The organism is Pseudomonas sp. CFII64 (assembly GCF_000416235.1).
Taxonomy (GTDB): domain Bacteria; phylum Pseudomonadota; class Gammaproteobacteria; order Pseudomonadales; family Pseudomonadaceae; genus Aquipseudomonas.
On record NZ_ATLO01000004.1, the window covers coordinates 110,114 to 123,816 of the forward strand.

The 13,703-nt window shown below is 55.8% G+C and carries 16 protein-coding genes; 4 read left to right on the top strand and 12 right to left on the bottom strand.

What is annotated here, in order from left to right:
* Positions 1–16 precede the first annotated feature (16 nt).
* From CFII64_RS01340 to CFII64_RS01350, 3 genes are all read right to left on the bottom strand, one after another.
* Entirely contained in the window at positions 17–271 is a 255-nt protein-coding gene (locus tag CFII64_RS01340) for a hypothetical protein (protein ID WP_020288944.1), read from the bottom strand.
* A 257-nt stretch (positions 272–528) separates the two neighbouring features.
* Positions 529–909 carry a hypothetical protein gene (locus CFII64_RS01345; RefSeq protein ID WP_020288945.1) on the bottom strand — a complete coding sequence of 127 codons (381 nt, stop codon included), beginning with the start codon at positions 907–909 and terminating at the stop codon, positions 529–531.
* 273 nt (positions 910–1,182) lie between these two features.
* Positions 1,183–1,704, bottom strand: a complete 522-nt coding sequence (locus CFII64_RS01350; RefSeq protein WP_020288946.1) for a hypothetical protein — start codon at positions 1,702–1,704, stop codon at positions 1,183–1,185.
* 1,353 nt (positions 1,705–3,057) lie between these two features.
* Between CFII64_RS01350 and CFII64_RS01355 the strand changes: the two genes are divergently transcribed.
* Entirely contained in the window at positions 3,058–3,684 is a 627-nt protein-coding gene (locus tag CFII64_RS01355) for a response regulator transcription factor (RefSeq protein WP_020288947.1), read from the top strand.
* 80 nt (positions 3,685–3,764) lie between these two features.
* Here CFII64_RS01355 and CFII64_RS01360 read toward each other — a convergent pair whose 3' ends face one another.
* From CFII64_RS01360 to metG, 8 genes are all read right to left on the bottom strand, one after another.
* Positions 3,765–3,947, bottom strand: coding sequence for a PA3496 family putative envelope integrity protein (locus CFII64_RS01360; RefSeq protein WP_020288948.1), 183 nt, complete (start codon positions 3,945–3,947; stop codon positions 3,765–3,767).
* Positions 3,948–4,053: 106 nt separating this feature from the next.
* A complete protein-coding gene (nth, locus tag CFII64_RS01365) occupies positions 4,054–4,692 on the bottom strand; it encodes an endonuclease III (protein WP_020288949.1) in 639 nt (212 codons plus the stop codon).
* A 33-nt stretch (positions 4,693–4,725) separates the two neighbouring features.
* The gene (locus CFII64_RS01370; RefSeq protein WP_020288950.1) at positions 4,726–5,337 is read right to left on the bottom strand and encodes an Rnf-Nqr domain containing protein; all 612 of its coding nucleotides are present in this window, start codon (positions 5,335–5,337) and stop codon (positions 4,726–4,728) included.
* Entirely contained in the window at positions 5,334–5,954 is a 621-nt protein-coding gene (locus CFII64_RS01375) for an RnfABCDGE type electron transport complex subunit G (protein ID WP_020288951.1), read from the bottom strand. Before CFII64_RS01375 ends, CFII64_RS01370 begins: the two co-directional genes overlap by 4 nt.
* Positions 5,951–6,970 carry an RnfABCDGE type electron transport complex subunit D gene (locus CFII64_RS01380; RefSeq protein ID WP_020288952.1) on the bottom strand — a complete coding sequence of 340 codons (1,020 nt, stop codon included), beginning with the start codon at positions 6,968–6,970 and terminating at the stop codon, positions 5,951–5,953. Before CFII64_RS01380 ends, CFII64_RS01375 begins: the two co-directional genes overlap by 4 nt.
* Positions 6,957–8,000, bottom strand: a complete 1,044-nt coding sequence (rsxB, locus tag CFII64_RS01385) for an electron transport complex subunit RsxB (protein ID WP_020288953.1) — start codon at positions 7,998–8,000, stop codon at positions 6,957–6,959. Before rsxB ends, CFII64_RS01380 begins: the two co-directional genes overlap by 14 nt.
* Positions 7,997–8,584 (bottom strand): Rnf-Nqr domain containing protein, encoded by a 588-nt coding sequence (locus tag CFII64_RS01390; RefSeq protein ID WP_020288954.1) that lies wholly within the window; start codon positions 8,582–8,584, stop codon positions 7,997–7,999. Before CFII64_RS01390 ends, rsxB begins: the two co-directional genes overlap by 4 nt.
* Positions 8,585–8,767: 183 nt before the next feature.
* Positions 8,768–10,816, bottom strand: coding sequence for a methionine--tRNA ligase (metG, locus tag CFII64_RS01395; protein WP_020288955.1), 2,049 nt, complete (start codon positions 10,814–10,816; stop codon positions 8,768–8,770).
* 175 nt (positions 10,817–10,991) lie between these two features.
* On the opposite strand from metG, the gene apbC reads away from it, so the two are divergent.
* Positions 10,992–12,086, top strand: a complete 1,095-nt coding sequence (gene apbC, locus CFII64_RS01400; protein ID WP_020288956.1) for an iron-sulfur cluster carrier protein ApbC — start codon at positions 10,992–10,994, stop codon at positions 12,084–12,086.
* Between the two features lie 189 nt (positions 12,087–12,275).
* Here the strand turns inward: apbC and CFII64_RS01405 are convergent, their stop codons facing one another.
* Entirely contained in the window at positions 12,276–12,485 is a 210-nt protein-coding gene (locus CFII64_RS01405) for a cold-shock protein (protein WP_002554837.1), read from the bottom strand.
* Positions 12,486–12,794: 309 nt separating this feature from the next.
* Between CFII64_RS01405 and dcd the strand changes: the two genes are divergently transcribed.
* Positions 12,795–13,361: a dCTP deaminase gene (dcd, locus tag CFII64_RS01410; RefSeq protein ID WP_020288957.1), complete on the top strand. Its 567-nt coding sequence runs from the start codon at positions 12,795–12,797 to the stop codon at positions 13,359–13,361.
* A 124-nt stretch (positions 13,362–13,485) separates the two neighbouring features.
* Positions 13,486–13,701: a hypothetical protein gene (locus CFII64_RS01415; protein WP_044901081.1), complete on the top strand. Its 216-nt coding sequence runs from the start codon at positions 13,486–13,488 to the stop codon at positions 13,699–13,701.
* Positions 13,702–13,703 lie beyond the last annotated feature (2 nt).

Here is a 13,703-nt window from a genome sequence, read left to right on the forward strand (position 1 = left end):
GGTATCGAAGTGCAGATTATCTGTTGTTTTTGCTTGTGGTCTTTGCGTAGGAACGTCGTTGCTCCTGTGCTTGAAGGCTGGCCCCGAGCACCGGTTTGATGAACGCCAGCAAATCCTCCGTTTTCTTGCTATAGCGCTTCAACAGCGTCATCAGTCTTTTTTCGAATTCCAGTTCCTTGATCAGTTCAGGATTATTCTTGAGGTCTTCAAGGCGTTGCAGGTTTTTGTCCAGCGCACGCTCTGCGTCGCGGTAATCTCTTAGTTTTGACATGATAGTTTCCGTCGTCTGTCCTTGGGCTTGGTTGAGTCAGGTAAAAGCAGTTTTCATAAACGTCTCGTCCTTGGTTGATTTCATTAAACGTTAGCTCCTTTTTTGACATGTTATTTACCGATCCTACGAAACTTGATGTTTGGCCCCGTAAGGCATGCTGATTGAAGTGCTTGATTGCACAGTGTTTTAATTGTTTCGCCTTTATCACGTGGATCAAGCTGTCAGCTTAACTGCCTTATTCCTACAAGATTAATCGCTTAAATCTGTTGATTTTTATCCGTCTGAGGCGGGCTGCATGACGATTTCCTACAGCGGTATTCTTCTTTGTTAAAACTTAAACTCAATGCCATTGCTTCATTCGACGTGCTGGTTTTAGATGTCGTAGCTTCAGGGCGGGCTACGTCTTCGGTGTGAAAGTTCTTCAGTTCGGTGGGCGTGTATAGCACTTTATTGTTGAAATTCAATGTCAGAAAAAAGAACACGACCAACGTTGAAGGGAAGGCGATCAAAAACCAGATATATATCTGACGGTTTTCGTCATCCAGGTAAGGTAGTACCGTTGTCGCTGAGGCTTCTGATAGTGCTGCAAATACCGCGATGACGCTGATGGGATTTACAATCCGGTTTAAACGTTTCATTTGTTGTTCCTTATAGAGTAGATGACAAACGCCACCAGGCGATAAAGAACGTTTAACCAGATTGAATTTCTTTTCGCAATATCCGAAAAGGGGGCAAAAATCGAAGGTTGACGCTTTTGGTTCAGGTGAATGCAAGGGCGGGTGACCGCTCGACGACGCAGGAGCGCGCTTGCCGGGGATGCAGGTTGTGCAGGGTGTCAGGCCGGTACTGACGGGTTGTCGGCTGTCATTGCGATCAGATAGGTACCGGCCATAGGTTGGTGTAAGCAGGACTCAGGGCGTATCGTCGTCTCCCCGCTGCTGAAACTCAAAGCGATAAGCCTTGCCGATGTCCCACACCTGCCGCACGGTCAGATCAAGCAAGCGAGCGATCTCCACTGCGGTATAACCCAGACTGGAGTAATGCATGGCGTGACCTGCGACCAGGTCATCTATCTCCATGGGGTCCTGTAATGCTTCCCGCTTGATTTCATTGATAGGTCGACTGAATGCTATTTTCACACCGTGTTCGAATGCCAGCTGTTTTATTTCTTTCCTGTTCATTCTCAGTGAATATTGAAGCGCTGACATCCCGGCGCCCTTGGCGACCAGATCTTTGAGGAGATGTATTTTACTGTTTCGCTCCTGCGCGTCATCCGGGGTGTTGTCGGAGGCCGGAGTTGATCGCGGCGGCGATACATTGCCTTCCTTTATGACATCAATCACCCCGCCTTGAGCGACGAATCGTTCGACAGCGGCGGCAAGGTCCCTGGTACTTCGTTGATCGGGAGCGCGGTGGGTAGTCTTGCTATTCATGGTATATCCTTTTTTGAACATGGTTATACACATGGCCAATTCAAAATGAATCTACAGGCCGGACCCAGGTCTGTCAGTGTTGAGCAGTGTCTGATTGACCTTGCCTGCACTGTTCGAGTCCCTTCAGTTGTTTTTGAATGGGATCCATACAATAAAAAACCATATAAAAGGTAGTCAAAGTGACATTGCCTCTTAGGTGGTTGCTCAATTAATTCAGCATGCTTCACGCTAAGATTAGTGAGTTGGTTGTTAAAAAAGTAACGACTGGTAATAGAATTTGCAAGTAAAAATAGATGCTTTACATGAATTGATTTGCCCTGGTGCTACGTGTCTTACATGCTTTTATTTGGCGTCTGTGAGTTTTGTAGTACATTTCCTCTTTAAATGGCGGAGTATGGCGTCAGCTGGCAATATAGTATTAGCTGTATGTCGGATGAGCGTTTTTAAAACGTCTGAAGGCGCAGCGTTGTGAAGCGTCGGATAAATAGATAGTTGGGTAATAAATAGTTATGCATCTTTCGTGCTTCGTTTTGATAGCAGCCAAACACAATTGCGGAGTGATAACCGGTCATAGGCGGGTGATGCCAATGCGCGTCCTTTGATTAGGATTTGTCCGAAATATTCGTAGGAGTTTTCCTGAAATATATATATTTACAAAAACAGCGCTGCAATATGTGTAGTTTTTCAACAGAGGCAACAGGCAGGGTTGAGGTAATTATGTGTGCAACATTTTCTGACGCGGGTCTCTGGCGTCCTCATCGATAGCACATATGATGAATAGATAACGAATACGCGGGCCGCAGGCAGGCGCATTGGAATTTCCTCAGGCAGGGGACGTGGTCGATCCGGCGATGTTTAAACCTGGGGGCCGAATGGGGCTGGTGCGTTTATTCAGCCATTCGATCCTGCGAGCGTCCTGATAGGCCAACGCAGCAAATCGATCTGAAGTAGTGGCGAGGCGCTATCTAGCCTGGGGTCATCTTAAGTCCGCCGGATGCGTAGGAGTGAACCGTGGTTTGAATGAGAAATGTTCATCGGCTCCGTGGCATCCGGTTCATTAATCATAAGAGGTAGCGGGTCTAATGCTTGATTTGACTGTAACGATTGTCCTTGGGTTGCAACGCTCTATCCCGGTCTTTGCCGGGATGAACGATTCGTCCATTGTCAGGGTGGATATAATTTGAAAAATTTCTGGAATGCCGTAATGCGGCTGAAATTTGTAGGACTATTCTGTTGTAAGTGTACGAATGGTCTTTGGCTGTTACTCCTCAGGGGTGACCGCCATGCAAAGCACTAAACGACTAGGCTATTGTGCTGACTCTGAAAATTCGAATAGCGAAAAATGGACTGCCCATGAATAAAGTGCTGATCGTGGATGATCATCCCGTCATTCGCCTTGCCGTACGTATGCTGATGGAGCGTCATGGCTATGAGGTCATCGCGGAGACGGACAACGGCGTGGATGCCCTGCAGTTGGCACGCGAGCATTTGCCCGACATCGTGATTCTCGACATTGGAATTCCCAAGCTGGACGGGCTTGAAGTCATCGCTCGTTTGTCGGCGATGACGCTGCCCTTCAAGGTGCTGATTCTGACCTCGCAGGCGCCTGGGCATTTTTCCATGCGCTGCATGCAGGCGGGCGCGGCAGGTTACGTCTGCAAGCAGCAGGATCTGACCGAGCTGCTGAGCGCTATCAAGGCGGTATTGTCAGGTTACAGCTACTTTCCAAACCAGGCGCTGCATACCGTTCGCTCGAGCATGGGTAACGCCAGTGAGGCCGATATGGTTGATCGTCTGTCCGGGCGGGAAATGATGGTCTTGCAACAGCTCGCCAGGGGGAAAACCAATAAGGAGATAGCCGACGGTATGTTTCTGAGCAATAAAACCGTCAGTACTTACAAGACTCGCTTGCTGATGAAGCTCAACGCTCACTCGTTGGTGGACTTGATCGAGTTGGCCCAGCGCAACGGTCTGGTCTGATTCCCTCTAGCCTCTCGAGCATGAGAGGCTTTGACGGCGCGGGCGTACTGATCCATGCATGGCGCGTTGCGTCTTCGGTCTTAAAGGTCGAAGTCGTAATCCGCCAATTGCTTTTGCAGTCGTCGCTCTTCCAGCAGGTTGTCGATAGTGCGACGTTTGCTCAGGTTGGTCTTCGCCTGCTCGACGGGCGTCGGCTCGGCCTCGTCCGATTCGACGGCAACAAAGTCGTCGTCTACGTCTATTTGCTCTTTGTCAGTGCTCATGAAGTTGACTCCAGGCTTGGGGCATTCATGGCGCACCTTATAGCGACAAAGCGAAGGCGGGTAAAAAAGATTTTTTCAATCGATCAGGCGCTAAAACCCCCATCGCTCAATCGTCCGACGTTTTGTATTTGTAATCGCACAGGTCTTCGATTCGACAACTGCCGCAGCGAGGCTTGCGTGCCTGGCAAACATAGCGGCCATGCAGGATCAACCAATGGTGGGCGTCCAGCAGATAATTTTTTGGTACGAACTTCATCAACTGCTTCTCGACTTCGACCACATTCTTGCCGGGTGCGATGCCCGTTCGATTGCTGACGCGAAAAATGTGCGTATCCACCGCCATTGCAATCTGGCGGAATGCAGTATTGAGCACCACATTGGCGGTCTTGCGACCCACGCCCGGCAAGGCTTCCAGCGCTTCACGGGTTTCGGGCACCTGGCCGCCGTGCAGCTCCACGAGCATTCGGCAGGTTTCTATGACGTTTTTGGCTTTGCTGTTGTAGAGGCCGATAGTCTTGATGTACTCGGACAAGCCTTCAACACCCAGGTCGTATATCGCCTGCGGTGTGTTGGCAACCGGGTAGAGGCGGGCCGTGGCCTTGTTGACGCTCACGTCCGTGGCCTGTGCTGACAAAATCACCGAAATCAACAGCTCGAACGGCGAGGTGTAGGCCAGTTCGGTTTTTGGGTCCGGGTTGTCTTCGTGAAGTCGGCGGAAAATTTCCAGGCGTTTCGCGGCATTCATGTACGGAGTGTTTCCCTGGAGGCCAGTGCCTCGTTAGATGCTGGTTTCTTTGGCGCGCCGCTTTAGCGCGTTTGCCACTGCGAGCATGAGGCCCAGAACGATAAAGCCTCCCGGAGCAAGTATCGCAAGATGAAGGCCGGACACTGACGAAAATAGGTCAATCTGCCATCTCGATGCGCTGCTGCCAAACAACCATTGCGCATTGCTCAACAACGAGGCTTGACCCAGTAGCTCTCGAACCGCTGCGAGCAACATGAATGTCGCGCCGTAGAAACCGGTCAGACGTAGAAAGCTCCGGGCGCTGCGGTGCGGATCAGTTTCGGTATTTGATAACAGCAGACACTGAACCCCGATGAGCGGCAGGTAAATGCCCAGCGCTTGATACAACTCAAGGGCGTGCACTTGCAACAGCAGGCCGGCGAGAGTGACCAAGGTGGCGGCGATTGTGGCGCCGATCAGCAACCTGATTGTTGAGTGCAGTAGCGGCGCGACGACCTTGTCCAAAGCCAGGTGCAGCAACCCGACCGATCCCAGCACCAGAAGAAATCCCATGGTTTTAACCAGCGAGTCAGTAACGCCGATCAAAGGCGCCAGGCTCAGGGGCCCCATCAGCACGAACAGAACGGGGCGATTGCCGGGGTTCAAGGCCGTTCTCCTGTCAGGTTGGGCAGCAAGCGGGTTTTCTCGGTATCGAAGTAGCGCAATGTCTCGCGGATTGCGTCGATGGCACCGCGCGACGTGAGGGTCGCGCCAGCGATTTGATCGAAGGTCCCGCCGTCCTGTTTCAGTTTCCAGCCTGCATCATCCGGGTCGGTCAAAGATTTGCCGAGAAAACCATTGAGCCACTGCGGTTCGGAAACTATCCGCCCGCCAAGACCGACTGTTTCGGCGTGGCTCAGCACCTTGATGCCACTGAGCCTGCCATCCACCGATACGCCAATCAGCAGTTCCATCGGCCCTGCGTAACCTTGGCCGCGACTGTGAAAAATGATCGCGACAGGGCGACTTTCCAGTGTTGCCAGGAAACCTTCGAGTACGGCGGAATCTGGCGGGCGACCGGGCAACGCCAAGGGCTGTTGCAGCGGTTGATTGTCATAGCTTTGCGCAGGAATGACGCCGAGTAACACTTGGTTGCGTAGCGTATCCCGACTCGCCTGGATGGCCGGCGCAGCGGTTTTTTCAAGCACCAGCGTGACGCCGACGCCCAGGCATATGACGACAACGAGCAGTAGCCCGGCAAGAGGTCTGGAGAGCGGCTTCACGACTGTGCACCGGGCGTGGCTGGCAATGCGGTCAGGCGCTCCAGTGCCGGGACGGCGAGGTTCATCAGCAATACCGCAAATGCAACGCCGTCCGGATAAGCGCCCCAGGTGCGAATGACATAGATAATCAGGCCGACGCCGACGCCGAAGAGCAGGCGCGCCCTGGGGTTGTCCGGCCCGGAAACCGGCTCGGTGACAATGAAAAACGCACCGAGCATCGTCGCGCCGGTGAGCCAGTGAAACAGCGGCGAACCGTTGGAGTCCGAGCCGGAACCGTTCCAGCACAGCAGGCTGATCACGAACAGGCTGCCGAGCATGCCAACCGGCGCGTGCCAACTGATCAGGCGGCGTTGCAGCAGCAGCGCCCCGCCGGCGAGGAAAGCGAGGTTGACCCATTCCACGCCGCGCCCGCCCAGGCTGCCGAATGCCGGACTGCGCGCGAACAGTTCGTCGACGGTCAAACTCTTGTTGATGCGAAGTACGTCGAGTGCGGTTGCCTGGGACCAGGCATCCGGGTTTGACAGGCCGCTGAGGTCGAGGCCGAATATGTGCTGCAGGCCACCCATCAGACTCAGGCCGTGCGTCGCGGGCCAGTGGTTCATCTGTTGGGGGAACGAAACCAGTACGAAGGCATAGCCCAGCATCGCCGGATTGAAGGGGTTAGTGCCGATGCCGCCATACAGATGCTTGCCAAACAGCAGGGCAAATCCGCTGGCCAGCGCCGTTACCCACCAAGGGGAATAGGGCGGCAGCGCCAGCGCCAGCAGGGTTGCACTGACCAGCGCGCTGTAATCACTGAGTGTCGGCAGCAGCGCTTGCCCGCGCAGGGCGAGCACGGCGGCTTCCACCAGCAGCGCTGCACCCGCCGCTATCAGCCAGGTGATCAATACGCCCCAGCCGAAGATCCAGAAGAGGGTCAATGCCCCCGGCAACGTCGCAATCAGCACCCACAGCATGGTTTTTTGCAGGCGCTCATTCACCTGTTCCAGGTGAATGGCGTTATCAGGCGTTTGCACGAGTATCCATCAAGGCAGAAGAGGGCTGCATTGCCGAATCAAGCGCCAACTCGGCTGTGTGAAGTGCTGTTTGCAAGATCGCCAGTTGCTCGGCAGGGGCTTGAGCTGACAGGGCCTTGTTGAAGGCGGCGCGGGCCATGGCCAATTGGATCTTGGCCCGTTTCAGGCCGCTGTCATCGCGCGGGGCTAGCGGCGTTTGTGCCAGCACGGGTGCCTGATCTTGCAGGCTCGCCAGCGCTTGCTCGGCGGCTTCGAACTCTTTTTGCATCGCCACCAACTGCGCAGCCTGCTCGGCGATGGGCGGATGACCGAAAGCCTTGAGGGATTTGTTCAGCTGCGCCCGGCTCATGGCCAGGGTACTGCGCGCTTTTTTCAGCGCATCTTCGTTTGTTGCCAGTTTTTGCGTGCGTAGACGCTCGATTGCAGACTGCAACGGGCTCTCAAGGGTGTCTGGCGGCGATGCGGGCTTTTGCGCGCGGGCCAGCCGCTCCGCGTGACGCTGTTGCTCTTCGTGGCGCAGGCGAGCGTTGCGGGCTTCGAAGCGATGGCGCGCGTGATTGCGTTTGCGCGTCCGGGCCCAGGTTTGCCCCTCGGTCACCGCAAGACCGCCGACAATCGGGATTACCCCCGTGAGCGGCAGGGGAAGCATATCGATGCAATCCACCGGGCACGGCGCCACACACAGATCGCAGCCCGTGCATTCGTCAACGATGACGGTGTGCATCATCTTTGCCGCGCCAAGAATTGCATCCACCGGGCAGGCCTGAATGCACTTGGTGCAGCCGATGCATTCGGCCTCGCGGATGAACGCAACCTGCGGCGGGGCCAAGCCACGTTCGGCGTCCAGCGCCAGAATCGGCACTCTGAGCAGTTGTGCGAGGGCTTCGATGGTTTCTTCGCCCCCCGGCGGGCATTTATTGATGGCTTCGCCGTCGACGATGCCCTGCGCATAGGGCTTGCAGCCTGGATGGCCGCATTTGCCACATTGGGTTTGCGGCAGCAGCGCATCGATGCGTTGAATGAGAGTCATGGTTTGCCCAGTCCGCTGAAGCCAAGAAAGGCCAGCCCCATCAGGCCCGCGCCAATCAGCTGGATGGGCAGCCCCTGAAAGGGTGCGGGAATGAGTTGCTGTCGCAGGCGTCCGGTCAGGTCGTCGAACAGGCTCAAGACCAGCCAGAATCCCAATCCGCCTCCCAGACTTAACGCGACGGTATGGATCCATCCTTTGTCCGGCTCGCTGCCCAGTACCATCAGGCCGAGTACACCGGCGTTGCCGATCAGCAGCCGATGCATGCCGTCCAGTGGCAAGCGTGGAAACAGTCGGCCCAGGGTCTGCAACGTTGGACCGATCAGCAACACAACGGTAGGCAGGAACACGAACAGCGACAAAAAACCAAAGCCCCAGGGCAGCAAGACGTACCGGTAAATCCCTTGGCCAACCAGACTGCTTACAAGCATCAGGCTGAGTGTGGCGATGCCCAGCGCATGCACGCGAGCACGGGTATTGGTCGTCTGCACGGAGGCGGCCAATACTGGATCGACAGCAATCGGTTGCTGTAACACGAAGTTGTTGACCAGCGCGGCGCTGATGAAGATAAGGATGAAGTCGGTCATGTGCTTGCCGGATGTGCGAACAGGCTGAAGAGCCTTTCTAAAGGGTAGACAGTATCTGGCAAGAAACCGGTTCGTTTCGTTGGGCGCTGCCGCAAAACCTTGTAGGAGAGGACTTGTCCCCGAAGGCATCAGCCCAGCCGATGCTTTCCCGGACAAGTCCGGTCCTACCCAGGTTGTGCAAACTTACTTGATACGCTGCCCCGGCTTTGCGCCGCTGTCAGGGCTGAGCAAGTAGATTTCTTCGCCGCCAGGGCCCGCTGCCATCACCATGCCTTCCGATAGGCCGAAACGCATTTTGCGCGGCTTCAGGTTGGCGATCATCATGGTCAGGCGACCTTCCAGTTCGGAAGGGTTCGGGTACGCGCTCTTGATGCCCGAGAACACGTTGCGTTGCTCGTCACCGATATCCAGCGTCAGGCGCAGCAGTTTGTCGGCACCTTCCACGTGTTCAGCCTTGAGGATCAAGGCAACCCGCAAATCAACGGCGGCAAAGGCATCGAACTCGATTTCCGCAGCCAGCGGCTCCTTGGTCAGCTCGCCATTGCCTGCCGGTGCGGCATCGGTTTCGGCAGCGCTGGTGGTCAGGTCTTCTTTCGAGGCGGCAGTCATGGCTTCGACTTTCGCCGGATCGATGCGGGTCATCAGGGCCTGGAACGGGTTGAGCTGATGATTGCTCAGCAGCGTCTGGTGGTCGTCCCAGGTCAGCGGCGGAACATTGAGGAATTTTTCCGCATCGGCGGCCAGCAACGGCAGCACCGGCTTGAGGAAAATCACCAGTTGCCGGAACAGATTGACGCCCAGCGCACAGACGGCCTGGACTTCATCCTGCTTGCCTTCCTGCTTGGCCAGCGACCATGGCGCCTTTTCAGCGATATAGGCATTGGCGCGGTCGGCCAGGCCCATGATTTCACGCATGGCGCGGGCGAAGTCACGGGCTTCGTAAGCTTCGGCGATACCCGGCGCAGCGCTCAGGAACGCATCGGTCAACTCGGGCTCCGGATTGCCGGCCACCAGCACGCCCGCGTTGCCTTTATGAATGAAGCCTGCGCAACGACTGGCAATGTTGACGACTTTGCCGATCAGGTCCGAGTTGACCTTCTGCACGAAATCTTCGAGGTTGAGGTCCAGATCGTCGACACCTTTACCCAGTTTGGCTGCGTAGTAATAACGCAGGTATTCCGGCGACAGATGTTCCAGATAGGTCCGGGCCTTGATGAAGGTGCCACGGGACTTGGACATTTTCTGCCCGTTTACCGTGACGTAACCGTGCACATTGATGCCGGTTGGCTTGCGCAGGCCGGCACCTTCAAGCATCGCCGGCCAGAACAGGGCGTGGAAGTTGACGATGTCCTTGCCGATGAAATGGTAAAGCTCGGTCGTGGAATCCTTGGCCCAGTACGCATCGAAGTCCAGGTCCGGACGGCGCGCGCACAGGTTCTTGAAGCTGGCCATGTAGCCGATAGGCGCATCCAGCCAGACATAGAAGTACTTGCCCGGCTCATCCGGAATTTCAAAGCCGAAGTACGGTGCGTCGCGGGAGATGTCCCACTGCTGCAAGCCGGCATCCAGCCATTCGGCGATCTTGTTGGCCACGGCATCCTGCAAGGAGCCGCTGCGGGTCCAGCTTTTCAGCATGGCGTCGAACGCAGGCAGATCGAAGAAGAAATGCTTGGATTCCTTCAGGACCGGGATCGCGCCGGAGATCGCCGAGCGCGGATTCTTCAGGTCGGTCGGCGCATAAGTGGCGCCGCATTTTTCGCAATTGTCGCCGTACTGATCCTCAGTGCCGCATTTCGGGCAGGTGCCCTTGATGAAGCGATCGGCCAGGAACATCTTTTTTTCCGGGTCGAAATACTGGGTGATCGAGCGCGTCGCGATATGCCCGGCATCGCGCAGGCGCTTGTAGATCATGCTCGACAGCTCGCGGTTTTCGTCCGAGTGCGTCGAGTGGAAATTATCGAAATCGACCAGGAAATCGTTGAAGTCGGCGCTGTGCTCGGCTTTGACGTTGTCGATCAACTGTTCCGGGGTGATGCCTTCCTTTTCGGCGCGCAACATGATTGCCGAGCCGTGGGCGTCGTCCGCGCAGACATAAATACACTGATTGCCGCGATGCTTCTGGAAGCGCACCCACATATCAGTCTGGATGTACTCAAGCATGTGGCCAAGGTGGATGGAACCATTGGCATAGGGCAGGGCGCTGGTGACGAGGATCTTGCGTGGCTCGGACATGGGGCTCGGCTACTTGAAGTGAAACGGAGGTCGACCACTATAAAGGTCCGGGCAATTTTTTTCACCCCGCGCAGACGTAGGAGTCTTCTGGCATGCGGAGCGAAACCATGCTGCCGATCTATAGAAGGGGTAGGATAGCCGCCTGTTTTAGTCTGCCTTTATTCGGGAGTAGCCCATGAGCGCTGTAAATCGCGCAGCGGTGGAAGCCGTTCTTCGCCAATATACCGATCCCTATTTGAATCAAGACCCGGTCACTGCCGGTTGCGTGCGCGCCATCGACATTCAGGGTGAGCGCGTCAACGTCCAGCTGGAACTGGGTTACGCCGCCGGCCTGTTCAAGAATGGCTGGGCGCAGATGCTGCAAATTGCCATCGAAGGCCTGGATGGCGTGACGTCGGCCAAGGTCGAGATCAGCACGGTCATCGCCGCGCACAAGGCCCAGGGGCAAATCCCCGGCCTGGCCAATGTCAAAAATATCGTCGCCGTGGCGTCGGGCAAAGGCGGGGTCGGCAAATCCACGACCGCTGCCAATCTGGCCCTGGCGCTGTCTCGGGAAGGCGCGCGGGTCGGGATTCTCGACGCCGATATCTACGGGCCAAGCCAGGGCGTGATGTTTGGCATCGCCGAAGGCACCCGGCCGAAGATCAAGGATCAGAAGTGGTTCGTGCCCATCGAATCCCATGGCATCGAAGTCATGTCCATGGCGTTCCTGACCGATGACAACACGCCGATGGTGTGGCGCGGTCCGATGGTCTCCGGCGCTTTATTGCAGCTGATTACCCAGACCGCGTGGAATGACCTGGATTATCTGGTCATCGACATGCCGCCTGGCACCGGCGATATCCAGTTGACCCTGGCCCAGAAAGTCCCGGTCGCTGGCGCAGTGATCGTCACGACCCCGCAGGATCTGGCGTTGCTGGATGCCAAGAAGGGCGTGGAGATGTTCCGCAAGGTGAATATTCCGGTCCTCGGCGTCGTCGAGAACATGGCGGTACACATCTGCTCGAACTGTGGCCATGCTGAGCATTTGTTTGGCGAGGGCGGTGGCGAGAAGCTGGCCAGTCAATACAACGTCGAGCTGCTGGCTTCATTGCCGCTGTCGATGTTGATTCGCGAACAGGCTGATGGCGGCAAGCCAACGGTCATTGCCGAGCCGGAAAGCCAGATTGCGATGGTCTATCAGGAACTGGCGCGGCACGTTGGCGCGCGGATCGTGCTGCAGGAAGCACAAAGCCCGGCGATGCCGAATATTTCGGTCAGCGACGACTGATTAGGGAGGCTTTGCTCGGGATTGCAGCGTAGGACCGGCTTTAGCCGGGAGTGGGTGCCTGCTTGGAAAGAGATGCCGCCTTCCGGCTAAAGCCGGTCCTGCGAATTTCTTGCCATCGGCGTGGCAAAAAACGCAGGCATAAAAAAACCCCGCTTTTGGCGGGGTTCTTTTTAAGCGATTCAGTACAAGTTAGATAACTTGAACTTCTTCAGCTTGCATGCCTTTCTGACCGCGGGTAGCGATGAAAGAAACCTGTTGGCCTTCTTTCAGGCTTTTGAAGCCGTCGGATTGGATAGCTTTGAAGTGAACGAACAGGTCGTCACCCGATTGTGGAGTGATGAAGCCGAAGCCTTTTTCATCGTTGAACCACTTAACGGTACCAGTTTGGCGATTAGACATGGTGTATCTCCTTGGACAAAGTTAACTGCGACTCAGGAAATGCCCTGGCCGAGACTGAGTGCAAAGAGCAGGAAAAATTCTTGGAGATGGTTGGATCGAAATTCAACATCGTGTAGAGATTCTCAGTGACACAAGCAACACAGTGACGCCACCTTAACGCTTTTTTTTGAGTGTGCCAACACTCTGTGCAGGAATATTTCTATTCGTGTCCAAAGCATGACCTGCATCATGCCCACAGTCTTTGAACCCGACGCCCCGGCCCGGTAAGATGCCGGACATCTTTTTCACCTCGCTATTCAGGACACCGCCATGAGCATCAAATCGGACAAGTGGATTCGCCGCATGGCGCAGGAACACGGCATGATCGAGCCTTTCGTGGAGCGTCAGATGCGCGGCGAGGGTGCCGACCGGCTGATCTCTTACGGCGTTTCCAGCTACGGCTACGACGTGCGTTGCGCTGCCGAATTCAAGGTATTCACCAATATCAACTCGGCGACCGTCGATCCGAAGAATTTCGATGAAAAAAGCTTTGTCGACGTGACCAGCGACGTCTGCATCATCCCGCCGAACTCCTTTGCCCTGGCGCGCACCGTCGAATATTTCCGTATTCCGCGTAATGTGCTGACCATCTGTCTGGGAAAAAGCACCTACGCGCGCTGCGGCATCATCGTCAACGTCACGCCGCTGGAGCCTGAGTGGGAAGGCCACGTGACTCTGGAATTCTCCAACACCACGACGTTGCCGGCAAAGATCTACGCCAATGAAGGTGTGGCGCAGATGCTGTTTCTGGAATCCGACGAGGAATGTGAGATTTCCTATAAGGATCGCGGCGGCAAATATCAGGGCCAGCGTGGCGTTACCCTGCCGCGCGCCTAAGCTTCGGTGTATTTGTTACCGTTGATCCTGCGCGAATTGAATTAGTCTTCATTTCGGCACTCTATTGAGCTGAACTGTTTCCCCTCGCGTCATGCGAGTGGGGCCAACGCTCAGGAGTGCCCTTATGAAGATAGAAACGAAGCCCAGTCCCCAAGGGGTTGACCCGCATGCAAATCAAGTCGGTCTACTCGCCTGGTCGTTACTAGCGCATCCACAATTCAACATGGTTGGCGGTATTCCCGGCCAGCCAGGCCCTGATGGGCCGGGAGAAATCCCGGAGCCGACTGAACCGGGCAGCCCGACTGTTCCGGACGAGCCACCACCAGCCCCGGTCGTCTGAAT